The organism is Amycolatopsis sp. PS_44_ISF1, from assembly GCF_032335455.1.
Lineage (GTDB): Bacteria > Actinomycetota > Actinomycetes > Mycobacteriales > Pseudonocardiaceae > Amycolatopsis.
This window is the reverse complement of the sequence record NZ_JANUXO010000001.1, coordinates 2,422,774-2,445,844: the sequence shown is the minus strand read 5'-3', so window position 1 is coordinate 2,445,844 and position 23,071 is coordinate 2,422,774. Positions and strand designations below refer to the sequence as shown.

At 71.5% G+C, this 23,071-nt stretch carries 21 protein-coding genes; 5 read left to right on the top strand and 16 right to left on the bottom strand.

Annotated features, from left to right (window positions below):
- Positions 1-34: 34 nt before the first annotated feature.
- The 5 genes from NYF13_RS11200 to mca form a co-directional block, all read right to left on the bottom strand.
- Positions 35-1,930, bottom strand: coding sequence for an acyl-CoA dehydrogenase (locus NYF13_RS11200; RefSeq protein ID WP_315656138.1), 1,896 nt, complete (start codon positions 1,928-1,930; stop codon positions 35-37).
- 202 nt (positions 1,931-2,132) lie between these two features.
- The gene (locus NYF13_RS11195) at positions 2,133-2,687 is read right to left on the bottom strand and encodes a hypothetical protein (RefSeq protein ID WP_315656137.1); all 555 of its coding nucleotides are present in this window, start codon (positions 2,685-2,687) and stop codon (positions 2,133-2,135) included.
- Positions 2,688-2,780: 93 nt separating this feature from the next.
- On the bottom strand, positions 2,781-4,775 hold the full coding sequence (locus tag NYF13_RS11190) for a thioredoxin domain-containing protein (RefSeq protein WP_315656136.1): 1,995 nt from the start codon (positions 4,773-4,775) through the stop codon (positions 2,781-2,783).
- A 54-nt stretch (positions 4,776-4,829) separates the two neighbouring features.
- Positions 4,830-5,150: a hypothetical protein gene (locus NYF13_RS11185; RefSeq protein WP_315656135.1), complete on the bottom strand. Its 321-nt coding sequence runs from the start codon at positions 5,148-5,150 to the stop codon at positions 4,830-4,832.
- On the bottom strand, positions 5,147-6,058 hold the full coding sequence (mca, locus tag NYF13_RS11180; protein WP_315656134.1) for a mycothiol conjugate amidase Mca: 912 nt from the start codon (positions 6,056-6,058) through the stop codon (positions 5,147-5,149). Before mca ends, NYF13_RS11185 begins: the two co-directional genes overlap by 4 nt.
- 178 nt (positions 6,059-6,236) lie before the next feature.
- Here mca and NYF13_RS11175 point away from each other — a divergent pair, with 178 nt between their 5' ends.
- Together NYF13_RS11175 and greA are read left to right on the top strand one after the other, a co-directional pair.
- Positions 6,237-6,674: a DUF4307 domain-containing protein gene (locus tag NYF13_RS11175; protein WP_315656133.1), complete on the top strand. Its 438-nt coding sequence runs from the start codon at positions 6,237-6,239 to the stop codon at positions 6,672-6,674.
- Between the two features lie 200 nt (positions 6,675-6,874).
- Positions 6,875-7,375, top strand: coding sequence for a transcription elongation factor GreA (gene greA / locus NYF13_RS11170; RefSeq protein WP_315656132.1), 501 nt, complete (start codon positions 6,875-6,877; stop codon positions 7,373-7,375).
- 188 nt (positions 7,376-7,563) lie between these two features.
- Here greA and NYF13_RS11165 read toward each other — a convergent pair whose 3' ends face one another.
- Complete coding sequence (locus NYF13_RS11165) at positions 7,564-8,037, bottom strand: Lrp/AsnC family transcriptional regulator (protein WP_315657306.1); 474 nt, start codon at positions 8,035-8,037, stop codon at positions 7,564-7,566.
- Positions 8,038-8,158: 121 nt separating this feature from the next.
- On the opposite strand from NYF13_RS11165, the gene hppD reads away from it, so the two are divergent.
- A complete protein-coding gene (gene hppD / locus NYF13_RS11160; RefSeq protein ID WP_315656131.1) occupies positions 8,159-9,358 on the top strand; it encodes a 4-hydroxyphenylpyruvate dioxygenase in 1,200 nt (399 codons plus the stop codon).
- A 155-nt stretch (positions 9,359-9,513) separates the two neighbouring features.
- On the opposite strand, the gene ilvA is transcribed toward hppD, so the two are convergent.
- Positions 9,514-10,716 (bottom strand): threonine ammonia-lyase, encoded by a 1,203-nt coding sequence (gene ilvA / locus NYF13_RS11155; protein WP_315656130.1) that lies wholly within the window; start codon positions 10,714-10,716, stop codon positions 9,514-9,516.
- Positions 10,717-10,811: 95 nt separating this feature from the next.
- Here ilvA and NYF13_RS11150 point away from each other — a divergent pair, with 95 nt between their 5' ends.
- A complete protein-coding gene (locus NYF13_RS11150; RefSeq protein ID WP_315656129.1) occupies positions 10,812-11,102 on the top strand; it encodes a hypothetical protein in 291 nt (96 codons plus the stop codon).
- A 121-nt stretch (positions 11,103-11,223) separates the two neighbouring features.
- Here the strand turns inward: NYF13_RS11150 and NYF13_RS11145 are convergent, their stop codons facing one another.
- From NYF13_RS11145 to NYF13_RS11120, 6 genes are all read right to left on the bottom strand, one after another.
- The gene (locus tag NYF13_RS11145) at positions 11,224-12,381 is read right to left on the bottom strand and encodes a cystathionine gamma-synthase (protein WP_315656128.1); all 1,158 of its coding nucleotides are present in this window, start codon (positions 12,379-12,381) and stop codon (positions 11,224-11,226) included.
- 99 nt (positions 12,382-12,480) lie between these two features.
- Positions 12,481-13,299: a hypothetical protein gene (locus NYF13_RS11140; RefSeq protein WP_315656127.1), complete on the bottom strand. Its 819-nt coding sequence runs from the start codon at positions 13,297-13,299 to the stop codon at positions 12,481-12,483.
- 74 nt (positions 13,300-13,373) lie between these two features.
- On the bottom strand, positions 13,374-13,865 hold the full coding sequence (locus tag NYF13_RS11135) for a hypothetical protein (protein WP_315656125.1): 492 nt from the start codon (positions 13,863-13,865) through the stop codon (positions 13,374-13,376).
- A 317-nt stretch (positions 13,866-14,182) separates the two neighbouring features.
- A complete protein-coding gene (locus tag NYF13_RS11130; RefSeq protein ID WP_396286949.1) occupies positions 14,183-15,697 on the bottom strand; it encodes a hypothetical protein in 1,515 nt (504 codons plus the stop codon).
- A gap of 233 nt (positions 15,698-15,930) precedes the next feature.
- Complete coding sequence (locus NYF13_RS11125) at positions 15,931-17,301, bottom strand: cystathionine beta-synthase (RefSeq protein ID WP_315656121.1); 1,371 nt, start codon at positions 17,299-17,301, stop codon at positions 15,931-15,933.
- Positions 17,302-17,350: 49 nt separating this feature from the next.
- Complete coding sequence (locus tag NYF13_RS11120) at positions 17,351-18,118, bottom strand: pentapeptide repeat-containing protein (RefSeq protein WP_315656120.1); 768 nt, start codon at positions 18,116-18,118, stop codon at positions 17,351-17,353.
- Positions 18,119-18,239: 121 nt separating this feature from the next.
- Between NYF13_RS11120 and NYF13_RS11115 the strand changes: the two genes are divergently transcribed.
- Positions 18,240-19,460 carry an acetyl-CoA C-acetyltransferase gene (locus tag NYF13_RS11115; RefSeq protein ID WP_315656119.1) on the top strand — a complete coding sequence of 407 codons (1,221 nt, stop codon included), beginning with the start codon at positions 18,240-18,242 and terminating at the stop codon, positions 19,458-19,460.
- A 303-nt stretch (positions 19,461-19,763) separates the two neighbouring features.
- Here NYF13_RS11115 and NYF13_RS11110 read toward each other — a convergent pair whose 3' ends face one another.
- The 3 genes from NYF13_RS11110 to NYF13_RS11100 all read right to left on the bottom strand — a co-directional run bounded on the left by NYF13_RS11110 (position 19,764) and on the right by NYF13_RS11100 (position 23,060).
- Positions 19,764-21,038 carry a YeeE/YedE family protein gene (locus NYF13_RS11110; RefSeq protein WP_315656117.1) on the bottom strand — a complete coding sequence of 425 codons (1,275 nt, stop codon included), beginning with the start codon at positions 21,036-21,038 and terminating at the stop codon, positions 19,764-19,766.
- 149 nt (positions 21,039-21,187) lie between these two features.
- Positions 21,188-21,796, bottom strand: coding sequence for a hypothetical protein (locus tag NYF13_RS11105; RefSeq protein WP_315656115.1), 609 nt, complete (start codon positions 21,794-21,796; stop codon positions 21,188-21,190).
- Between the two features lie 400 nt (positions 21,797-22,196).
- Positions 22,197-23,060 carry a Bax inhibitor-1/YccA family protein gene (locus NYF13_RS11100; RefSeq protein WP_315656114.1) on the bottom strand — a complete coding sequence of 288 codons (864 nt, stop codon included), beginning with the start codon at positions 23,058-23,060 and terminating at the stop codon, positions 22,197-22,199.
- Positions 23,061-23,071: the final 11 nt, after the last annotated feature.

Below are 23,071 nucleotides of genomic sequence, written 5' to 3'. Positions count from 1 at the left end.
TGCGGGAAAAACCGCGTCCAGACCCGCTCCAGCCTCAGCTCTGCAGCATCGGCGCGGCCAGGAAGTGCTCGGGGATCGCGAAGGCGTCCACCAGGGCTCGCGCGTGCGGGCGTAGTTCGGCGCACAGGCCGTTTACCGCTGCGGTCACCGCTTTCGAGCGGGAGGCGGTCAGGCGGCCGTGCTCGAGGAACCAAGCCCGGTCCTCCTCGATGGCGGACAAGACGTACAGGTCGCAGACGCGGTCCAGGACGGTCTTCGCGTCCGGGTCCGGGCAGGATGGGATCGCGCGGGTGAAAGCGTCCAGCACCAGGCGGTCGACGTGGACGCGGCCGGCGCGCAGGACGTGGTCCTGGGCCGCGTTGAACACGCCGAACGGGTCGTTCGCGGCCTTGCGCAGGCGGTTCGCGACGCCCTCCAGCACGTGCTCCTCGCGGTCTTCGAACAGCTTCTGCTGCCATTCGCGGTCGAACAGCACGTCGGCGTCGGCGGATTCGGTCAGGCGCTCCACCACGCGGCGGGCGGGGGTGCGTTCGATGACCGCGCCCACCAGTTGCTCGGCCACGAACCGCGCGGTCGCCAGGGGGCTCAGGTCCTCGAAGTGCTCCTTGTACTGGGTGAGCAGCCCCTTCGCGACCAGTTGCACCAGGACCGTGTTGTCGCCCTCGAACGTGGTGAACACGTCCGTGTCCGCCTTCAGACCGGCCAGCAGGTTTTCCGACAGGTAACCGGCGCCACCGCAGGCTTCGCGCGCGGTTTGGATCGTGTGCGTCGCGTGCCAGGTGTTGAACGCCTTCAGGCCGGCGGCGCGGGCCTCCAGCTCGCGCTGCTCCTCCTCCGGCGCGTCCGAGGGGATGTCGTGCAGCTTCGCGACCAGCTCCTCCTGCGCGAAGTGCAGCGCGTAGGTCTTCGCGAGCGCGGGCAGCAGTTTCCTCTGGTGGCCCAGGTAATCGAGGACGACCACCTCGTCGCCGTCCGGGCGCTTGAACTGGCGGCGCTGCTCGCCGTAGCGGATCGCCAGCGCGAGCGCGCGCTTGGTGGCGCTGGCCGCGCTGCCGCCGACGCTGATCCGGCCGCGGATGAGCGTGCCGAGCATGGTGAAGAAGCGGCGGCCGTCGCTTTCGATCGGGCTCGAGTACGTACCGTCTTCCGCGACGTCACCGAAGCGGTTCAGCAGCGCCTCGCGCGGAACCCGCACCCGCTCGAACGTCAACCGTCCATTGTCGACACCGTTGAGACCCGCTTTCCGGCCGCAGTCCTCGATCTCGACCCCGGGCAGGGGCTCGCCGTCGGCTCCGCGGATCGGCACCAGGAAGGCGTGCACCCCACGGGATTCGCCCCCGGTCACCAGTTGCGCGAAGACCACGGCCAGGTGCCCGTCGCGCGCCGCGTTGCCGATGTACTCCTTGGTGGCCCCCGGATCCGGGCTGTGCACCACGAACTCGCGCGTGGCCGGGTCGTAGGTCGCGGTGGTGTGCAGGTTCTGGACGTCGGAGCCGTGGCCGTGCTCGGTCATCGCGAAGCAGCCGAGGAAGTCGAGATCCATGATGCCGCGCAGGTACTTCGCGTGGTGGCGCTCGGTGCCGAGCAGTTGCACCGCGCCACCGAACAGACCCCACTGGACGCCGGCCTTGACCATCAGCGAGAGGTCGCCGAAGCCGAGCATCTCGAACGACGTCACCGAGCCGCCGACGTCGTCACCGCCGCCGTACGCCGAGTCGAAGCCGAGCGCCGGACGGTCCGTTTTCGCCAGCTTGCGCAGGTCTTCCAGCACTTGTGCGCGGTGGGCCTCTATGTCGATGTCCACCGGGTCGCGGAAGCCCTCGACCGCCATCTGCGTGCGCACACCGCGCCGGAGCTCGGCCCATCGCCCGTCCAGGACGGCGGTCAGCGCGCCCGGGTCCACTTTGGCTGGAACGGCAGGGATGTCCACGGCTCCTCCATGCGGCTGCGTTGCTACTCGCCGGTAAGCCTGCCCCAGGCCGCGGATCGGCGCAGGTCGAGGTGAGAAGGAAGACTCGATCGTTTGGCCGGTCCTCGGCCGGGGAAAGTGGACCGGGCTCGGGGCTCACGCTGACACCAGCGTGGCGAAGGGGACCCTCGTTACGCCCGAGAGCCCCCTTCACCCGCACCGTTCAGCCCAGGTCGGGCCCCTTGGTCCGCAGGTCGTCCACCTTGGTCATCGCCTCACGGAGATCGGCGAGCCAGGCGTCGGCGTGTTCGCCGACCAGCCGGACGGCCCAGACCAGCGCTTCGGAGCGGGAGCGGGCCACGCCGGCGTCCACGAGGGTGTCGAGGATCAGGCGCTCCGGCTGCCGCAGGCGCGTCATCACCGGCGCCGACAAGGTGGTGAACAGGACTTTCGTACCGCCGAGCCGCGCGCCCCAGGCGACCTTCCGCTGGTAGCGGTGCTCGGCCTGGCGGGCGATCTCGATGCGCTCCTCGCGGGTCTCCTCGCGGAAGCGGCTGATCCGGCCGTCCTCGGCGGCCGCGCGGGCCGCGTCGTCGGCGTACTCGCCGGTCAGCGCGGGCAGTTCGCCCACGATGACGATCTCCTCGCGGTCGGCCGTGACCTCCGGCGCCCCCGTGAACCAGCCGTCCGGGAGGCGCCCGCCCAGCCAGGCGGCCGCGTCTTCCGCCGACGGCGCTTCTCCTTGGGACCCGCCGCGGCCCTTCCATTCTCGCCTCATGCGCCCCACCATTCTTCGATTACTTGATTACAACGTAACCGACGCTACGCCGGATACGGTCATAGCAGGGTGGTGTTCACCAGGGGCGGAAACTCAGCCGCGCAGCCGGGCCAGCAGGTCTTCGGCCGAGGTCACCGGGCGGTCGCAGACGTAGCCGCGGCAGACGTACGCCGCCGGCTCCCCCGAGACCAGCGGGCGGCCGGCCAGCAGCGGCACCCCGGGCGCGTCCGGCGCGCCGCCGAGCACCACGCCGCCGCCGTGGATGTGACGGGCGGCGGTGGCGATCAGCTCGGAACCCGCGCCGACCACCGCGACCTGCACCGGGCCCGATTGCGCGGCCTCCGCGATCGAGAGCCAGTGCCCGGCGAACCGCGGCGCCCGCGCGGCCAGCAGCCCGACGCGGCGCAGGGCCAGCTCGGCCGCATCCCGGTAGCGAGCGGCCCGTTCGGGCCCGGCCAGCGCCGACGCCGTCAGCAAAGCCCCCGTCAGCGCGGACGCGCCCGAGGGGCTCGCGTTGTCCGCGGGATCGGAGGGACGCTGGACCAGGGCTTCAGCGTCGTCCGCGGTGTCGAAGTACGAGCCGGGTGCGGTGTCCGAGGCGAAGTGCGCCAACGCGAGATCGAGCAGCCGCGTGGCCTCGGTGAGCCATCGCGGCTCGCCCGTGGCCTGGTGCAGCGCGAGCAGGCCGTCGGCCAGAGCGGCGTAGTCCTCCAGCACGCCGCCGGAACCACCGACGACGCCGTCGCGAGAGCTGCGCCGCAGCCGGCCGTCGACCAGGTGCACGTCGAGCAGCAGGGTGGCGGCGTCCTGCGCCAGCTCGACCCACCGTGGCCGGTCCAGCGCGACGCCCGCCTCGGCCAGCGCCGTGATCGCGAGACCGTTCCACGCCGCAACGACCTTGTCGTCCCGGCCCGGTTGCGGGCGCGTGGCCCGCTCCGCCAGCAGCGCCTGCCGGACCCGCTCGTACCGTTCGGGATCGGGGTCCTGGAGCAGGCGCAGCGTGGAAGCGCCCTCCTCGAAGGTGCCGGCCTCGGTGACGCCGAACAGCCCGGCCGCCCACGCGCCGTCCTCGGCCCCGAGGACCGAATGCAGCTGCTCCGGAGTCCAGACGTAGGTCAGGCCCTCGACGCCGTCCGTGTCCGCGTCCAGCGAAGCCGCGAAGCCACCCTGTGAAGTGCGCAGGTCGGTGGCCAGGAACCTCGCGATCCCCTCGGCCACGCGCCGGGCGAAAGCCGAGCCGCGACGGGCCAGGTGCGCATACACCCGCAGCAGCAAAGCGTTGTCGTACAACATCTTTTCGAAGTGCGGCACGGTCCACCCGGCGTCCACCGAATACCGCGCGAAGCCGCCGGCCAACTGGTCGTGGATGCCACCGCGGGCCATCGCCTCGGCCGCCGACTCAGCCAGCGCGAGCGCCTCCGCCGAGCCGGTGCGCTCGTGGTGGCGCACCAGGAACTCCAGCACCATCGACGGCGGGAACTTGGGCGCGCCGCCGAAGCCGCCGTTCACCCCGTCGGCCTCACTGCCGAGCTTCTTCACCGCGGCGGCCAGCACTCCGGCGTCCACCACGGACTCCGGCAGGGGCCCGCCCTGCTCGGTGAGATGGCCGATGATCTGCTTCGCCCCTTCGCGCAGGTCCTCCGGCCGCTCCGTCCAGGCTTCGGCCACGGCGACCAGGAGCTGGCTGAACGACGGGGTCCCGGGCCGCGGCGTGGGCGGGTAGTAGGTGCCGCAGTGGAACGGCTCGCCATCGGGTGTGAGGAAACAGGTCATCGGCCAGCCGCCCTGCCCGGCCATCGCCTGCGTGGCCGCCATGTAGACGGCGTCGATGTCCGGCCGCTCCTCGCGGTCGACCTTGATGTTCACGAAGTTCGCGTTCATCAGCGCCGCGGTGGCCTCGTGCTCGAAGGACTCGTGCGCCATCACGTGACACCAGTGGCAGGCGGCGTACCCGACCGACAGCAGGATCGGCACGTTCCGCCGGGCCGCCTCGGCCAGCGCCTCGGGCCCCCAGGGGTGCCAGTCCACGGGGTTGTCCGCGTGTTGCAGCAGGTACGGGCTGGTGGCGTCCGCGAGTCGGTTGGGCATGGTGACCAGGGTGTCACCCGCGCGGATCGGCGGTGCGGCCGGACCGCGCGGGGGTCAGTCGGTCTTCGACGGGCTCGCGCTCGGGGTGTCGGCCGGCTTGGCCTCGGCCGGTTCGGGCGCCGGGGCCGGTTCCGGCTCCGCCGCCTTGTCCTCGGCGTCGAAGCTGGCCGGCACCTTCTTCAGGTGCCGGCTCATCGAGCGCACCAGGAAGACGACGGCGATCAGGAACAGGATCAGGACCAGCAGGCCGACGGGGGACGACTTGCCGAAGTCCTCACCCTGGCCGCCGTTGTCCCCGCTGTCCGGCTGCTGGGCCAGGAACAGGGCCGACGCCGTCAGCGGGACCACCGCGACGGCCGGCAGCGCGAAACTCATGGGCTCACCTTCTCCTTGATGCCGGCGAACAGGTCGTCCTCCGGCAGGGTGCTGTCCACCAGGGAGCGGTTCAGCTCGTACTCCTCGGTCGGCCACAGCTCGCGCTGCATCTCGAGCGGGACCACGAACCAGCGGCTGGTCGGATCGATCTGCGTGGCGTGCGCCTTCAGCGCCTCGTCGCGCACCTCGAAGTATTCACCGCACTCGACGCGCGTCGTCACCCGCTCCATGATGTCGGGCCGGTCCGGGCCCCACGACTTCAGCCACTCTTCGAACGGCGAGGGCTGGCCGGCCGCCTTGAGCGCCGTGTCGAAGGCGGTCAGCCGGGCCCGGGAGAAGCCGTGCCCGTAGTAGAGCTTGAGCGGCTGCCAGGGATCGCCGGCCTCGGGGAACCGGTCCGGGTCGCCCGCCGCGTCGAACGCCGCCATCGACACCTGGTGGGTGCGGATGTGGTCCGGGTGCGGGTAGCCGCCGTTCTCGTCGTAGGTGGTGATCACGTGCGGGCGGAACTCTCGGATCACCCGCACCAGCGCCTCGGTGGACTCCTCCAGCGGCACCACGGCGAACGAGCCCTCGGGCACCGGGGGCAGCGGGTCGCCCTCGGGCAGTCCGGAGTCGATGAAGCCGAGCCAGCGGTGGCTCACCCCGAGGATCTTCGCGGCGCGGGCCATCTCCTCCCGGCGGACCTCGGCCATGTTGGCCAGTACGTCCGGCCGGTCCATCGCCGGGTTCAGGATGCTGCCGGCCTCGCCACCGGTGCAGGTCACCACCATCACCTCGTGGCCCTCGGCCACGTACTTGGCCATGGTGGCGGCGCCCTTGCTCGATTCGTCGTCGGGGTGCGCGTGCACCGCCATGAGACGCAGGTTCCGGTTGCCGTCGTTCGTCAGCTCGTCAGCTCGCACCATGCTCGGAACGACCCCTTCGTGTGCCTTTATTCCTCAGTACCCCGCCCCGGGTCCGCGAGGCCGGGCCGGCTCGCGGATACTCGACAGCGGGTGGTGCCCGCCGTCGGCCCCGCCCCCCATTGTCCCCACGGGTACGACAAGAACGACCGGAGGCCCGGATTTGCAGACCGGAGACGTCGTGACGACCGGGGGTGGCGCCCGTCCGGCCCCGCTCGCGGACCGCTACGGCACGGCCGGCACGGACGGGTCGAAGCGCTGGCGGCGGTGGCTGTTCGCCGTCGTCGCGGTGCTCGTGAGCTGCGTGATCGCCTGGGTCGCCTACGTCAACCTCGGCGACGCCCCGATCGACGCCGAGCGCGTCGCGTTCGAGAACCGGCCGGGCAACGCGATGGAGATCACCATCAACGTCACGCGCGACGACCCCGACAAGGCCGGGGTCTGCGTCGTCCGCGTGCGCGACCGGGCGGGCGCCGAAAGCGGCCGTCGCGAAGTCCTGGTCCCCGCCGGGGCCGGGCACAGCCGGGTGAGCGCGGTGGTGAAGAGCATCGGACCACCGGTGACCGCCGACGTCTACGGCTGCTCCTACGAGATACCGCGGTACATGTCAACCTCGTAGCGGCCAACGGGGTGATGTGCGCGGCGAGTGACCTCGTCACGGAGGAATTGACCGGCGGCGCACAGTTCTGCCGTGATAGGCTGACACACCAGCACGGCCCGAGGCGGGCCGTGTTTTTCCTTTATCTCACCCCGCGCGGGCAATCCTTGCCCGCGCGGTGGCCGGCTTGCACACCCAAGCCTGGCAGGCCCGACGAGGAGATGGTGACCGTGAGCGACACCAAGGTGACCTGGCTGACCCAGGATGCCTACGACAGGCTCAAGCACGAGCTCGACGAAATGATCGAGAATCGTCCGGTCATCGCAACGCGGATCAACGACAGCCGCGAAGAGGGCGACCTCAAGGAGAACGGCGGCTACCACGCGGCGCGCGAGGAGCAGAGCCAGGCCGAGGCGCGCATCCGCTACCTCCAGGAGCTGCTGCGCTCGGCCAAGGTCGGCGAGGCGCCCGCGGACGACGGCACCGCCGGTCCGGGCAAGGTGCTCACCGTGCGCTACGACGGGGACGACGACGAGGAGGAGTTCCTGCTCGCCACCCGTGAAGAGGGCGCCGAGGGCGGGATCGACGTGTACTCCCCGGAGTCGCCGCTGGGCAAGGCCCTGCTCGGCGCCAAGGAGGGCGAGGCCCGCGAGTACGAGCTGCCCAACGGCAAGATCCAGAAGGTCACCCTGGTCAAGGCCGTGCCCTACATCAAAGCCTGAGCCGCCCGGTGCGCCCGGCCTTCGCGGGCCGGGCGCGTTCAGCCGGTCCGGGGTGAGTGCCGAATCGCCAGGCCCCGCCTACGGGTCGTGGAAAGTGCGGAAAGCTCCGGGCTCGTCCGGCCCGGCCTCGCACGGAACTGCTTGAGCCGCCCCGTTTCGAGGTGGTCCGGCCGTGCACTGGCAGCAAGCTAGACCGGGTCCTGCCGCGCGGTGCGCTCCAGCAGCGGGCGCACGCGCGGGGGCACCGGTGTCGACAGGGCGATCGAGGTCGAGGTGCGCAGGACGTCGGGCACGCCCACCACGTCGTCGATCACCCGCTGCAGGTCGTCGTTGTCGCGGGCGACCAGGCGGACGAACAGGTCGCCCTGGCCGGTGGTCGCGTGCACCTCGCACACCTCGTCGATCGCCGCGAGGGCCTCGGCGACCCCGGCCCGCTTGCCCTGCGCGATCTCCAGCACGGCGAACGCGGTGAGGCTGTAGCCCATCGCCGCCAGGTCCAGTTCCGGCGGGAAGCCGCCGAGCACGCCGCGCTCGGTCAGCCGGTCGAGCCGGGCCTGCACCGTGCCCCTGGCCACGCCGAGCCGGCGCGCGCACTCCAGCACCCCCAGCCGCGGCGAGTCGGTGAGCAGCAGCAGGAGCCGGGCGTCGAGCGAGTCCAGCATCGTTGTCTCCCTGCGCAGGTTGTCCAGGATGACCCTGGACCGAGCAGTACCAGTGGTCATCTTGTCCAGCGTAATCGATGACCATTGCTCAACTTGCCCTTCACCACGGATGCTTCCTGACATGACCAACACCCTGGATCCGCAGAGCGCGCTCGACGACGTCAGCTACGACCAGCTCCGCCAGCTCGTCGGCCTGGTCGACCACGACGCGGCGGCCGACCCGTTCCCGGTCAAGTCCCTCGACGCGGTGGTGTTCGTCGCCGGCAACGCGACGCAGACCGCCTGGTTCTACCAGGTCGCCTTCGGCATGCGCCTGGTCGCGTACTCGGGCCCGGAGACGGGGCGCTTCGACCGCAAGTCGTTCGTGCTGAAGTCGGGCTCGGCCCGTTTCGTCATCACCGGCGGCGTGCAGCCCGACTCCCCGCTGCTCGACCACCACCGCCGGCACGGCGACGGCGTCATCGACCTGGCGCTGGAGACCACCGACGTCGACAAGTGCGTCGCGCACGCCCGCGCGGAGGGCGCGACCGTCCTCGAGGAGCCGCACGACGTCTCCGACGAGCACGGCACCGTCCGGATGGCCGCGATCGCCACCTACGGCGAAACCCGCCACTCGCTGATCGACCGGTCGCGCTACAACGGCGTCTACCTGCCCGGCTACGAGCCGCGCGAAAGCGCCGTCCAGCGTCCCGAGGGTGCGCCGAAGCGCCTGTTCCAGGCCGTGGACCACTGCGTCGGCAACGTCGAGCTCGGCAAGATGGACTACTGGGTCGACTGGTACCACCGCGTCATGGGCTTCGTGAACATGGCCGAGTTCATCGGCGACGACATCGCCACCGACTACTCGGCGCTGATGAGCAAGGTGGTGTCGAACGGCAACCACCGGGTCAAGTTCCCGCTCAACGAGCCGGCCGTGGCGAAGAAGAAGTCGCAGATCGACGAGTACCTGGAGTTCTACGAAGGCGCGGGCTGCCAGCACATCGCGCTGGCCACCAACGACATCATCCAGACGATCACCGCGATGCGCGCCGCCGGCGTCGAGTTCCTCGACACCCCGGACTCCTACTACGAGGACCCGGAGCTGCGCGCGCGGATCGGCGAGGTGCGGGTGCCGATCGAAACGCTGAAGGAGCACAAGATCCTCGTCGACCGCGACGAGGACGGCTATCTGCTGCAGATCTTCACCCAGCCGATCGGTGACCGCCCGACGGTGTTCTACGAGCTCATCGAGCGCCACGGTTCGCTCGGCTTCGGCAAGGGCAACTTCAAGGCCCTGTTCCAGGCCATCGAGCGTGAGCAGGAGCGCCGCGGGAACCTCTGATCCCGCCCGGCCCCGGCGGCGGTTCCCGGCCGCCGGGACTCCCTGCGGCGAACGGCCCGCTCGTGACGGAAACGTCGCGAGCGGGCCGTTCGGCCCTCCGCCGCCCTAGACCGTCCTGAGTGGACGGCAGGTAAATCGTCCACTCAGGACACAGCTCAGACGATGGTGAACCCCGCGTCGGCCAGCGCGGCCTCGACGGCCAGGCAGTGTTCCGGACCGCGGGTCTCCAGGGCCAGCGCGACGTCGACCTCGCCCAGGGCGAGGCTGCCCGAGATCCGGGAGTGCTCGACGTCCAGCACGTTCGCGCCCAGGTCCTTCACGCTGCCGAGCACGGAGACGAGCGAACCCGGCCGGTCCGGCACGCGCAGGTGCAGCTTCAGGTAACGGCCGCCGGCGGTCATGCCGTGCTGGATGATCTGCTGGAGCAGCACCGGGTCGACGTTGCCGCCGGACAGGATGGCGACCACCGGCGGTTCGAAGGCGCCCGGGTGCTGCAGCAGCGCGGCCACCGTCGCCGCGCCGGCCGGCTCGACCACCAGCTTCCGCCGTTCCAGGCACAGCAGCACGGCGCGGGACAGCGATTCTTCGGTGACCGTGACGATGTCGTCCACCAGCGAGGAGACGTGCGCGTAGCTGACCGGGCCCGGCTGGCCGACGGCGATCCCGTCGGCCATGGTGTGCAGCTCGCTCAGCCGGACGGGCGCACCGGCGGCCAGCGAGGGCGGGAACGCGGCGGCGTCCTCGGCCTGCACCCCGACCACGCGAACGTCCGGGCGCAGCGCCTTCACCGCGGACGCGACGCCGCCCACCAGTCCCCCGCCACCCGCCGCGACGAGCACCGTCTTCGCGCCGGGCACCTGCTCCAGGATCTCCAGGCCGACAGTGCCCTGCCCGGCGATCACGTCGACGTGGTCGAACGGGTGGATGAACACCGCACCGGTGCTCTCGGAGAAGGCGATCGCCTCGGCCAGCGTCTCCTCCAGCACCGCGCCGTACAGGTGCACGTTGGCGCCGTAACCGCGGGTCGCGGCCAGCTTCGGCAGCGGCGCGCGCAGGGGCATGAAGACCGTCGAAGAGATCCCGAGCAGCGAAGACGCCAGCGCGACGCCCTGGGCGTGGTTGCCGGCACTGGCCGCGACGACGCCGCAGGCCCGCTCCTCCGCGTTCAGCCCGTGGATGCGGGTGTAGGCGCCGCGGATCTTGAACGAGCCGGTCCGCTGCAGGTTCTCGCACTTGAGGTAGACCGGGCCGCCGTGGAGCCGCCGCAGGTCGCGGGCGTGCTCCATCGGGGTGAGGCGGGTGATGCCCTCCAGGAGCTTACGAGCCTCCTGGACGCGCTCGAGGCTGACCAGTTCCATGTTCGCGATGATGCCACCCACCTATGGCCGGGGTGCACCAGACGGGGGACCGGTACGCTGATAACAGCAACCACACGTGATCAGGGAGTGCGACTATGGCGGCCGAGAGCGACGCGCCGAGGGCCCGGCGTGCTGGTGCGGCCCGTTCGGTGCCCTTCGTGGTCGGTGTCGTCTCCGCCCTCGCCCTCACCGGCGCCGCCTTGTTCACCGTGGACGCGGCCGGCTGCGGCGGCCCGGCCCAGTACATCCGCCACGACAACCACATCGAACTGGTCGGCGGCTGCGTGAACGGCTCCGAGCTGACCCCGGCCTCGGCCGGCGAAGAGGCGGCGGCCCGCCACGCGGCCCGCAGCGCCCACCCGTTGCCCAGCAGCTACCGCCCCTGACCCACCGGGGCCACCCCGGGTACGGGGCGCGCCCGGCAGCAGACCCCCGTCGTCGGAAAACCCCGCGGCTCCCTCGGAGACGCGGGGTTTTCCCGTGGCCGGAGGCGCACCGGGCCGGTGCTCAGCCCAGCGCGGCGTTCAGGTCCGCGACCAGGTCGCGGCCGTCTTCGATGCCGACCGAAAGGCGGAGCAGGTCCGCGGGGACCTGGAGGGTGGAGCCGGCCGTACTGGCGTGGGTCATGCGGCCCGGGTGCTCGATCAAGGACTCGATACCGCCCAGGGACTCGGCTAGGATGAACAGCTTGGTGCGGGACGCGACCTCCAGAGCCGCCTCCTCGCCGTCCACATGGCGGAACGAGACCATGCCGCCGAAGCGGCGCATCTGCTTGGCCGCGGCTTCGTGGCCCGGGTGCTCGGGCAGGCCCGGGTAGTAGACCTTGGCGACCTTCGGGTGCTTCGTGAGCGCCTGCACGATCCGCTCGGCGTTGTCGCTGTGGCGCTCCATGCGCAGCGCGAGCGTCTTGATCCCGCGCAGGGTCAGCCAGGCGTCGAACGGGCCGGGCACCGCACCGGCCGCGTTGCGCAGGTAGAACAGCTGCTCGCGCAGCTCGTCCTCGTTGGTGACCACGGCGCCGCCGACCACGTCGGAGTGGCCGCCCAGGTACTTGGTGGTCGAGTGCAGCACGATGTCCGCGCCCAGGGCCAGCGGGGTCTGCAGGTACGGGGTCGCGAACGTGTTGTCGACCACCAGCCGCGCGCCCGCTTCGTGCGCCACCCCGGCCAGCGCCGCGATGTCGGCCACGCCGAGCAGCGGGTTCGTCGGCGACTCGCACCAGATCAGCTTGGTCTCGGGGCGGATCGCCGCGCGGACCTGGTCGATCTTCGACAGGTCGGCCACGGTGTGCTCGATGCCCCAGAGGCTCAGCACCTTGTCGATCAGCCGGAAGGTGCCGCCGTAGGCGTCGTTGCCCAGCACCAGGTGGTCGCCCGGGCGCAGCACGGTGCGAAGCACCGCGTCGGACGCCGCCATGCCGGAGGCGAACGCGAGCGTGTGCCGCGCGCCTTCCAGAGCCGCGAGCGCCTGCTCCAGGGCGGTGCGCGTGGGGTTCGCCGTGCGGGAGTACTCGTAATCGCCCTCGCGCGTGCCGCCGACACCGTCCTGCGCGTAGGTCGAGGTCTGGTAGATCGGCACGATGACCGCACCGGTACGCGGATCGGGCTCCTGGCCCGCGTGGATCGCCCGGGTCTCGAAGCCCAGAACGGAGTAGTCGTCGACCATGCCCCCAGGGTACGACCCACCCCTGACAATCCCGGCAAGTGGGAGTGGGCTCGGCCACCACGCGTCGATGCCCGCCGCCGGAAGTTCCCTTCGCCGCGGTCACCAGCCCTGCGGGCCGCCTCCCTGCTGCGGAGGGTGACCACCGGGGTACGGCTGACCCGGGTGCGGCGGAGATCCCGGGCGGACTCCGCCGCGGCCGACCCACCACGCGGTCGGCTTCACGATCGCCAGGACCAGCGTGGCCACCGGCGGCAGGATCCAGAGGATCGAAGCGACCACGCCGAACCCCATGACGGCCGACGTGTCCCCGCCCAGACCCGACACGTCGGCGAAGTGCAGGACCAGCGTGATCAGCGTGTACGCGATCGCGAGGCCGGAGCCGACCGTCACGCACATCCGGCCGATCGGCTTGTGCATGAGCAGGGTGATCGCGCCGAACAGCAGCAACCCGGCCATGGCCAGGTTGACCACCAGCGACACGATGACGAAGACCGGCAGGCTAGAGGTTTCCGCGCCGATCGCGATGTAGCCGATCACGCTGACCAGCGAGGCGATACCGCCGAGGATCGCCAGCACCGCGGCGGTGATCGCGGTGCCGCCGCCCGGCTTGGGCGGCTGGATCGAGCCGGGACCGCCCGGGTAGGCCGGGAACGGCGGGCCGTAGGGCTGCGGCGGCGCGCCGAAGGGCTGGCTCGGCTGGCCGAAGGGCTGGCTTGGTTGACCGAAGGGCTGGCCCGGCTGGCCCGCATACGGCTGCGGCTGGGCCCCCGGATCCTGCGGCTGGGCCGGGAAGGGCTGGCTCGGGTACGGCTGCTGCCCCGAGTACGGCTGGCCCGAGTACGGCTGCGTCCCGGGTTCCGGCTGCTGTCCCGGGTTCTGGGAGCCCGGCGGCGGTCCTGGGTTCTGGGGGTGGGTCACGGGGCTTCCTCGGGCTCTGGCGGGCGGTGTCGCTGCTCATCGTGCCAGGGCAACGGGCATTTCGGGGTGGGAATTCACCACTGTCCCGGCGAGCGCGGACCGTACGGCGGTGCCGCCGGTGTCCGGTAGCGGAGGTACGCGAAAGTCGGTGGTACCGCGGAGAGGACCAGCACCAGCGGCGTGAGCACGACCAGCACCGCCCGGCCCGTGCCGGGGGCGCCGTGCAGCGCGAACACCGTCCGGAAGTAGACCTCGTACCCGCCGCCGCTGACCCGGGTCGATTCGATCGCCAGCGCCCCGATCGCGAGCAGCGCGCCGAGGATCAGCAGTACGGCGCCCGCGGTCGCGCGGAAGATCGTGCCGAGCGCGCCCAGCAGCAGGACCAGTCCGGCACTGAGGTACGCACCGAGGTCCACGAGTGTCCACACAGGAAGGTCACCGAGGCTGAAGCCGGACGGGATGCCGAGGAACACCGCGACCGGGACGTAGCCGGCGAGCCCGGCGGCGGCCAGCCCGAGCAGCGCGGCGAGCCCCGCGGTGGCCCCGGACGGGCGGCGGGCCGCCACGGGTTCTCCGGGCTCCGATGGCTGCGCGGGGTCTCCGTACGGGCTACCCACTCCTGCTCCCCCATCAGCTCGCACCGGGAACGACGGCGCTCACCATAGCCCGGGAAACCCACGTCCGGACCGGAACCGGAGAAAGGAATGAAGCAGCTCTGCCCGTATCCACCAGAGGGGAGAATGATTCAAGATCAACGCACCGGAACGTTATGGAAAAACCGCATTTCTCCATTGCTCGCGAATCCACCGCCGTGAACGGCGAAGGGCCCCTTCAGCGCGCTTTCGACGCTGAAGGGGCCCTTCGACCGAGGAATTTCAGGTACTCACCACTGCTGCGGCGGTTGCTGCTGGCCGTACCCGCCCGGCTGACCGGGCGGCGGGCCGTAACCCGGCGGCGGCTGCTGGCCGGGAGGCGGACCGTAGCCCGGCGGCGGGCCGTAACCCGGCGGGGGCTGCTGGCCATAACCGCCCTGCTGCGGCGGCTGGCCCGATTGCGGGAACCCACTGCTGCCCGGCTGACCGTAACCCGGCTGCTGCGGCTGGCCCGGCTGACCGAACCCGGGCTGGCCGAAGCCGCCGCTGTTCGGGTTCGACCCGCCCGGCTGACCGAACCCGGCCGGCTGGCCCGGCTGGCCGAACTTGTGCTGACCCGGCTGACCGAACTGGCCCGGCTGACCGAACCCGGCCGGCTGGCCCGGACCGCCGAAGCCGCCGGGACCGCCGAACCCACCCGGCTGCTGCGGGCCGGCCGCGTCGCCGCCGAGGCCGACGAGCTTGGCGGTCGGCGGGATCAGGCCGAGCACGCCGATCACCAGGATCACGATGCCGAAGATCAGCGTCGGCAGACCCGCGGTGCTGGTCGGTCCGCTGGTGCTGCGCCCGGCCTGTTCCAGCTGCTGCAGGTAGGAGGAGCTCACCGTGGTGCCGTTGAGCAGCAGGATGGAGAACAGCGCGATCACCACGCCGCCGACCGCGATCACGATCGGCACCAGCCGCTTGAGCCCGCCACCGAGCTTGCCCGCGAGCGCGAGGCCCACGCCGCCGACCAGGCCGATGATCGCGCCGACCAGGATCAGGATCACGTAGAACATCACGCTGCCCGGGCTGGCCAGCCCGGCGGCGTCGAGCGCCTTGTTCACGGTGTCCTGCGGCAGGCCTTCCACGGCCTTCGAGTAGTCGCTGGCGTCGCCGAGGTAGCTGAACGAGATGATCAGCGCCACCAGCGCGAGCACCGCGGTGAGACCGCCGGCGATGTAGCCGAACAGCGCGGAGCCACCGGAACCACCGGCCGGGGCGCCGAACGCGGGCTGCGCGCCGAAGCCCGGGGCCGGCTGACCGAACCCGCCCTGCGGCGGCTGGCCGAAGCCACCCGGGGCGCCGAAGCCCTGGGACGGCTGGCCGAACGCGCCCGGCTGTTCACCGGACTGGCCCGGCTGGCCGAAGGCCCCGTGCTGTTCGCCGGACTGGCCCGGCTGGCCGAAGGCCCCGTGCTGTTCGCCGGACTGACCCTGCTGGCCGAAGGCCCCGTGCTGCTCACCGGGCTGGCCGAACGGCTGGCTGGGCTGGCCATACCCGCCTGGCTGGCCGTAGCCGCCGGCTGCGGCCGGGTTGTCGGCCGCGCTGGGCGGCGGGGCGTACGGGATGGCGGGCGGCTGCGAGCCGGGCGCGACCATCTGGGTCGCCTCGGCCGCGCCGCCGTCGCCGTGCTGGCCGGCCGTCTGCGTCGCGTTCGCGTCACCCGGCTGGCCACCGCCCGGCTGCACGACCTGGGTCGGCTCCGGCGTCTCGCCGAAGGCACCACCGCCGTAGGCGGGCTGCGGCTGACCCGGCTGGACCACCTGCGTCGGCTCCGACGTGCCGAACGGACTGTCCTGCTGAGGTGTGGGACCACTCGGTGGGCCCTGCGGCGGCTGCTGTCCGCCGTCCCAGGGCTGGTTCGGTGGCTGCGGAGCACTCATGTGGGTCTTGAACCCCCTTGACGAGGACGCGAAAAAGTTCTACCGCGACCACGCTATCGGATCGCGGGGCAGGGCGCTCATAACGCCCCGGCCCGCTCCGCCGATTCGACCCGCTACCGCCCGGCCAGGAAGCCCAGCAGGTCGTGCCTGGTGACGACGCCCGCCGGCTTGCCGTCGATCAGCACCAGCGCCCCGTCCGCGGATTCCAGCGCCTTCATCGCCGAGCCGACCTGTTCACCGGCGCCGATGGTGGGCAGCGGGGGCGACATGTGCGCGTCCAGCCGGTCGGCCAGCTGCGCCTGCCCGGTGAACAACGCGTCGAGCAGGTCGCGCTCGTTCACCGCGCCCACCACCTCGGCCGCCATCACCGGCGGCTCGGCGCTGACCACCGGCATCTGGCTGACCCCGAACTCGGACAGGATCGCGACGGCCTCGGCGACCGTCTCGTTCGGGTGCGTGTGCACGAGGCTGGGCAGCGAGCCGCTCTTCTTCGTCAGCACGTCGCCGACCGTGGCGCCCGAGGAGTCGGGCGGCAGGAAGCCGTAGGAGGACATCCAGTCGTCGTTGAAGACCTTGGTCAGGTAGCCGCGGCCGCCGTCGGGCAGCAGGACCACGATCACGTCGTCCTCGGTCAGCCGCTCGGCCAGCTTCAGCGCCGCCGCCACCGCCATCCCGCAGGAACCGCCGACCAGCAGGCCCTCCTCCACCGCGAGGCGGCGGGTGATGTCGAACGAGTGCGCGTCGGAGATCGGGATGATCTCGTCGGCGACCCCGCGGTCGTAGGTCTCCGGCCAGAAGTCCTCACCGACGCCCTCGACCAGGTAGGGCCGGCCGCTGCCGCCGGAGTAGACGGAGCCCTCGGGGTCGGCGCCGACGATCCGGACCCGGCCGTCGCTGGCCTCCTTGAGGAACCGGCCGGTGCCGGAGATGGTGCCGCCGGTGCCGACGCCGGCGACGAAGTGCGTGATCCGGCCGTCGGTCTGGCGCCAGACCTCGGGGCCGGTGGAGTGGTAGTGGCTGGCCGGGTTCTCCGGGTTGGCGTACTGGTTGGGCTTCCAGGCGCCCTCGATCTCGCGGACCAGCCGGTCGGAGACGTTGTAGTAGGAGTCCGGGTGCTCGGGCGCGACCGCGGTCGGGCAGACCACCACGCGGGCGCCGTACGCGCGCAGCACGTTGCGCTTGTCCTCGCTGACCTTGTCCGGGCAGACGAACACGCACTTGTACCCCTTGCGCTGCGCCACCATGGCCAGCCCGACACCGGTGTTGCCCGAGGTCGGCTCGACGATCGTGCCTCCCGGCTTGAGCTGACCGGACTTCTCCGCGGCCTCGATCATGCGCAGCGCGATGCGGTCCTTGACGCTGCCGCCCGGGTTCACGTACTCGACCTTCGCGAGCACCAGCGGCTTGAGCCCCTCGGTCAGCGTGTTCAGCTTGACCAGCGGGGTGTTGCCCACCAGATCCACGATGTGCTCGGCGTACTCCACGACTGCGTTCCTGCCCTTCCGCGCCGGATTTCGGCGGTCGCCGCCCAGCCTAAACGCTCGAACTGCGGTGCGGGGGCGCACCGACCCCGGGTGGGAACGCGGCGCCGGCGAAATCGGGCGGCGCGGTGAAGGTGGCCCCGGCGAAGTCCGCCTTGGTGGCGAAGGCGGCGCCCCGGAAGGTGCTGACCCCGGTGAAGGTCGCGCCGGCGAACACCGCCGAGCGGACCCGGCAGTACTTGAACGAGAAGTCGGCCAGCCGCGCGCCGGTCAGGTCGAGGTCGACGTCCGGCCAGAACCAGGCGTCCCCGCCGTCCTCGGCCGGGTGCAGGTGCACGGTCAGGATCCGCTGCGCGGCCTGCCGGACCTGGCGCTCGCCCCGATCGGTGCGAAACGGCAGCCGCAGGTACGCGCAGAGCAGGTTGACGATGGTCTGGCGCTGGAACGGGTGCTCCTGGGCCAGCCGTTCCAGCGCGTAGAGCCCGGCCAGCCGCACCGGGGCCTGGCCGGAGCCGAGCTGGTCGGCGGCCTTGCCGTACATCTCGGTGATCCGGCGCTGGGTCGCGTCGTGGTCCTTCTGCTCGAGGTCCAGCTCGGCCGAACGCTGGCGGCGCGCGGCGAGCAACAGCGCGGCGGCTCCGCCGGTGCCGACCACCACGTTCGCGGCCGTGCGCAGGGCGTCCAGCCGAGCCGAGTCCTGCGGTCGGCCACCGCCCAGCGTGCTCAGCAGGAGGACGGCGGCGGCCACGGCCACCAGGACCAGTCCGGCCCCCCACCACAGGATCGTGCCCGTGCGCAGTGCCCGGCTCCGGTTCGTCACCCGGGCGATCCTGCCAGCGCCGGAAGTGGCCCGCGTCGCCTTCGGCTTTCCGGCGGGCGTGACAGGCGGCACTATGGTGAGCAACCGCTTAGTGCCGCCGACCCGAGGAAGTGTCCAAGCCATGCCCGAAGCCGTCATCGTCTCCACCGCCCGCTCCCCGATCGGCCGTGCCGGCAAGGGCTCGCTGGTCAGCCTGCGCCCCGACGACCTGGTCGGGCAGATGATCCGGGCGGCGCTGGACCAGGTCCCGCAGCTCGACCCGGCCGACATCGACGACCTGCTGCTCGGCTGCGGCCTGCCCGGTGGCGAGTCCGGGTTCAACATGGGCCGCGCCGTCGCCGTCGAGCTCGGTTACGACCACCTGCCCGGCTGCACGATCACGCGGTACTGCTCCTCCAGCCTCCAGACCACCCGCATGGCGATGCACGCGATCAAGGCCGGCGAGGGCGACGTCTTCATCTCCGCCGGAGTCGAGGCCGTCTCGCGGTTCTCGAAGGGCAGCTCCGACTCCTGGCCGGACACGCACAACCCGCTGTTCGCCGGGGCCGAGAACCGGACCAAGGCCACCGCCGAATCGGGCTCGGACAGCTGGACCGACCCGCGCACCGAGGGCGACGTGCCCGACGTCTACATCGCGATGGGCCAGACCGCGGAGAACCTCGCGCGGCTGAAGGGCGTCACGCGAGCGGACATGGACGAGTTCGGCGTGCGCTCGCAGAACCTCGCCGAGAAGGCCATCGCCGACGGTTTCTGGGCCAAGGACATCACGCCGGTCACGCTGCCGGACGGCACGGTGGTGTCGAAGGACGACGGTCCGCGCGCGGGCGTCACGATCGAAGGCGTCTCGGGCCTGAAGCCGGTGTTCCGCCCCGACGGTCGCGTCACGGCCGGCAACTGCTGCCCGCTGAACGACGGCGCGGCGGCCGTGGTCGTCATGTCCGACACCAAGGCGAAGCAGCTGGGCCTGACCCCGTTGGCGCGCGTCGTGTCGACCGGCGTCACCGGGCTCTCGCCGGAGATCATGGGCTACGGCCCGGTCGAGGCGTCGAAGCAGGCCCTCGGGCGCGCCGGTCTGTCCATTTCGGACATCGACCTGGTCGAGATCAACGAGGCGTTCGCGGCGCAGGTCATCCCGTCCTACCGCGACCTCGGCATCGACCTGGACCGGCTGAACGTCAACGGCGGCGCGATCGCGGTCGGCCACCCGTTCGGCATGACCGGTGCCCGCATCACCTCGACGCTGATCAACTCCCTGCAGCACCACGACAAGCAGTTCGGCCTCGAGACCATGTGCGTCGGCGGCGGACAGGGCATGGCGATGGTGCTGGAGCGCCTTTCCTGAGGGATTTCCAGCACCGGCAAGGGGCCGCCCGCTCTGGGGCGGCCCCCTGATCGTTGCGGGGTCAGCGCACCGGCACCAGGCCCCGCGCCGGCCGATCGCGCCGGCCCGGCGGCGTCGGTACCCCCAGCACCGACCCCACCCGGCCGATCCGCTGCGAGCCGGCCAGGAAGGTGCCGGTCGCCGGCCGGCGGAACCCCCTGGTGAGGGGTAGAGGGTAATCGTCGGGCCGCGGGGAGTTCCACTGCTTTTGCCCGAGGCGAACGAAGCGGGTCGTCAATCGTCCACTTCGGACCGATTGTGGCTTCAGCAGACGCTGTCGGTGGGCACCGGGTTGCCCAGCCCGAACAGCGGGCGCAGCCGGATCCCGATCCAGGTGCCGCCGAGGGCGAAGATCCCCCACAGCCAGCCGTGCAGGCTGCCGACGGAGATGCCGCCGAGGTACGCGCCGATGTTGCAGCCGCCGGCCAGCCGCGCGCCGACGCCCATCAGGACGCCGCCGAGGATCGCCGCGACCGCCGTGCGCCACGGGATCGAGCTGTGGATCTTCCACGCTCCCGCCGCGGCGGCCGCCACCGCGGCACCGATCATGATGCCGAAGTCGGTGAGGCTGGTCTTGTCCTTCCAGATCGGGCCGCTCAACACGGCGGCGTTCGCCTTGAGCCGCCAGAACTCCCAGTGCTCCGGGTGCAGCCCGAACACCTGCAGGATCTTCGCCCCCCACAGGCTGAACGCGCTGGTCACGCCCCAGATGCCCCCCGAGACCAGGTAAACGGCACCGGCCAGCACCCCGAGCACCACGGCGCCGACGAGCATCGGCCAGGCCCCGCGGTAGACCCGCGCGAACCCGTGGGCGGTGGGTACCGCGTCGACCGGCGGTGGCAGGCGGCGCTTCTGCACCGTGCGCGTGACCAGCACGATGGCCGCGAGCACCACGACGGTGATCGCCCACGAGCCGAACCAGCCGACGTGGTCCGACAGCAGGAGGCCCGGGACCTGGGGCCAGCCCTCGAACAGCGGGTAACCCCAGGTGTAGAGCACCGAGCCGGTGATGAACCCGCCCAGGGTGAGCACGATCGCCGACTGGCCGGAGCCGACCGCGAACAGGGTGCCGGAGGCGCAGGCCCCGCCCAGCTGCATGCCGATCGCGAACAGCGTGGCCCCGGCGAACAACGCCAGCCCGATCGGGCCGACGTTCCCCACCGGCACCGGCTTGCTCCCGAACAGCCCGGCGCCGGTGCCGCAGATCAGCGCGATCAGCGTGGCCGCGGTGCCGAGCAGCAGGGTGTGGGCGCGCAGGCCCTGGCCGTTGCCGACGGCGATCAACTGCCGCCAGGCCGAGGTGAAGCCGAACCGCGAGTGGAACAGGGCCAGCCCGAGCAGCAGCCCGAGCACGAGCAGCACACCGGCCTTGGCCCCGTAGCCGGCCCAGACGAACCAGGTCAGACCGAGCGCGAGCACACCCGAGACGACCAGCGGGACGACCCGGACGGGCGCTTCGGGCTGGGGCACGGGCGCGGCGCAGGACGTGGGGAATTCGAAAAGATCGTGGTCCCCGGGTGGGGATTCGGTGGTCGCCACCAGCGCTCCTGGTCCGGTCGGGGAAGCAGGGCGACACAGGTTAGGGCGTCCGGACGATCCGGCGCAGCCCGTCCCACCCCGTGCGACGCCGGGCCGGGCAGGGGCGTCCGAACGGACTCCGGACGCCCCCGTCCCACCGTGTGCTCAGCTCAGGACTTGATGCAGAGGGTCAGCTTCGGCTGGGAGTACGAGCGGTACTCGGTCGCCTCGGTGTCCCGGCAGACGGCCTCGCCCTCCTGGCCTTCGACCACCTTCACCAGCTCGGCGTCCTTGGCCGGGTCGGTGCACGGCACCTTCTGGTAGCCGGCGGTCTGCGACTGGTAGCCCTTCAGGCAGTCGCCCTGCTTGGCGTTGATCACCAGGCAGAGGCGGTAGTCCGAACGGCCGGTGACCTCGTACTCGTCGTACATGCCCTCGGGGCACTTGTCCGAGGCGTTGGACAGGCGCGCGCCGATCTTGACGTTCGCGGCGGCGTCGTTGCAGTCGACCTTGTCCGGCGTGACCCCGTCGGTGAACTCGGCGACCTTGAGGCAGTCGCCGACACTCGAGCTCTCGGGCGAGCTGGAGTAGCTGACGATGCCGATCACCACGGCCACCACCACCACGACCAGGATGATGCCGAGGCGCAGGAAGCGGAACTTCGACTTCGGCGCGGTCGGCGGAGGGCCGAGCTGGCCGGCCTGGCCGGGCTGGCCGTAGGGCTGGCCCGGCGGCGGGCCGTACGGGCCGGGCACCGGCTGGCCCGGGGCGCCGGGCACCGGCTGCGCGTACGGGCCGGGTTGCGGCTGCGCATACGGGACGGGCTGCGGCTGTGCGTACGGGCCGGGCTGCTGACCGTACGGACCTGGTTGGGCATACGGCTGGTCAGTGCCGGGCCGGCCGTAGGCCGCCGGGTCCGGAGGTGGGTACTGGCCGGGTGACGGGAAGCCGCCGGACGGCTGACCGTGGGGATCGGGCGGGCCCACCGGCGATTGGCCCCCAGGGGCCGGAGGGGTGACGCTCAACGTCGACCTCACATGTGTGAAGGGAATCGGACTCCGTCATCAAACACGCAGGGTGATCAGGATCGGCCACCGGTATCCCCAAATAGGTGAGGAAAACACAGAAAAGGCGCCCCGTTGGTCACGGAGCGCCTTCTCAGGGAACCTCGACGAGGGGTCAGTCGCGGAGGTAGGACAACAGCCGCAGGATCTCCAGGTACAGCCAGACCATCGTGGTCATCAGGCCGAAGGCCGCGTACCAGGCCCATTGCGACGGCATGCCTTCGCGGATCATGCGGTCGGCCTGGTCGAAGTCGAGCAGGAAGCTGAACGCCGCGATGCCGATGACCACCAGGCTGAACAGGATCGCGATCGGCCCGCCGTCCCGCAGCGGGTTGAAGTTGAAGAAGATCGCGGTGACCAGGTTGACCAGCATCAGAATGGCGGCGCCGGCGACGGCCCCGACGATCCACTTGGTCAGCTTGGGCGTGACCTTGACCGCACCGGTCTTGTAGACCACCAGCATCGCGATGAACACGCCCGCGGTGCCGATCAGCGCCTGCAGCGCGATCCCGCGGTGGAGCACCTCGAACAGGCCGCTCAGCGCGCCGAGGAAGACCCCTTCGGCGGCGGAGTAGACCAGCGTGAGCGGCCCGCTCGGCTTGCGCCGGAAGATGATCACCAGCGAGATGATCAGCCCGACGATCATGCCACCGGCCAGCGCGCCGATCAGCGCGCCGCTGATCCCGGCGACCCGGCCGAGCGAGTCGAAGACCAGCTGGGTCTGGGCCCACAGCGCGGTGATCACGCCGAAGACCAGCGCGACCCCGAGCGAGAGGCCGGTCTTGACCACCACGTCGTCGACCGTCATGGGCCGGTCGGCGGAGCCGGTGGGCAGCTGACCCGGGCCGTACCCGGGCCCGCCGCCCTGACCCTGGGGGACGCCGTAGGACTGGTTGAAGCCGACGTTCGGCCCGTACTGCCCACCCGCGGCCGAGCCGCGCGGCAGGTTGCGGAACGCCGGGTTGCTACTGGAACGCACCTGATCCTCCT

Excerpts from the sequence above, each read along its gene's own strand:
- NYF13_RS11195 (WP_315656137.1), bottom strand. The coding sequence starts at position 2,687 with ATGAGGCGAGAATGGAAGGGCCGCGGCGGGTCCCAAGGAGAAGCGCCG.
- NYF13_RS11190 (WP_315656136.1), bottom strand. The coding sequence starts at position 4,775 with ATGCCCAACCGACTCGCGGACGCCACCAGCCCGTACCTGCTGCAACAC.
- NYF13_RS11185 (WP_315656135.1), bottom strand. The coding sequence starts at position 5,150 with ATGAGTTTCGCGCTGCCGGCCGTCGCGGTGGTCCCGCTGACGGCGTCG.
- mca (WP_315656134.1), bottom strand. The coding sequence starts at position 6,058 with ATGGTGCGAGCTGACGAGCTGACGAACGACGGCAACCGGAACCTGCGT.
- greA (WP_315656132.1), top strand. The coding sequence starts at position 6,875 with ATGGTGACCGTGAGCGACACCAAGGTGACCTGGCTGACCCAGGATGCC.
- NYF13_RS11165 (WP_315657306.1), bottom strand. The coding sequence starts at position 8,037 with ATGCTGGACTCGCTCGACGCCCGGCTCCTGCTGCTGCTCACCGACTCG.
- hppD (WP_315656131.1), top strand. The coding sequence starts at position 8,159 with ATGACCAACACCCTGGATCCGCAGAGCGCGCTCGACGACGTCAGCTAC.
- ilvA (WP_315656130.1), bottom strand. The coding sequence starts at position 10,716 with ATGGAACTGGTCAGCCTCGAGCGCGTCCAGGAGGCTCGTAAGCTCCTG.
- NYF13_RS11150 (WP_315656129.1), top strand. The coding sequence starts at position 10,812 with ATGGCGGCCGAGAGCGACGCGCCGAGGGCCCGGCGTGCTGGTGCGGCC.
- NYF13_RS11145 (WP_315656128.1), bottom strand. The coding sequence starts at position 12,381 with ATGGTCGACGACTACTCCGTTCTGGGCTTCGAGACCCGGGCGATCCAC.
- NYF13_RS11115 (WP_315656119.1), top strand. The coding sequence starts at position 18,240 with ATGCCCGAAGCCGTCATCGTCTCCACCGCCCGCTCCCCGATCGGCCGT.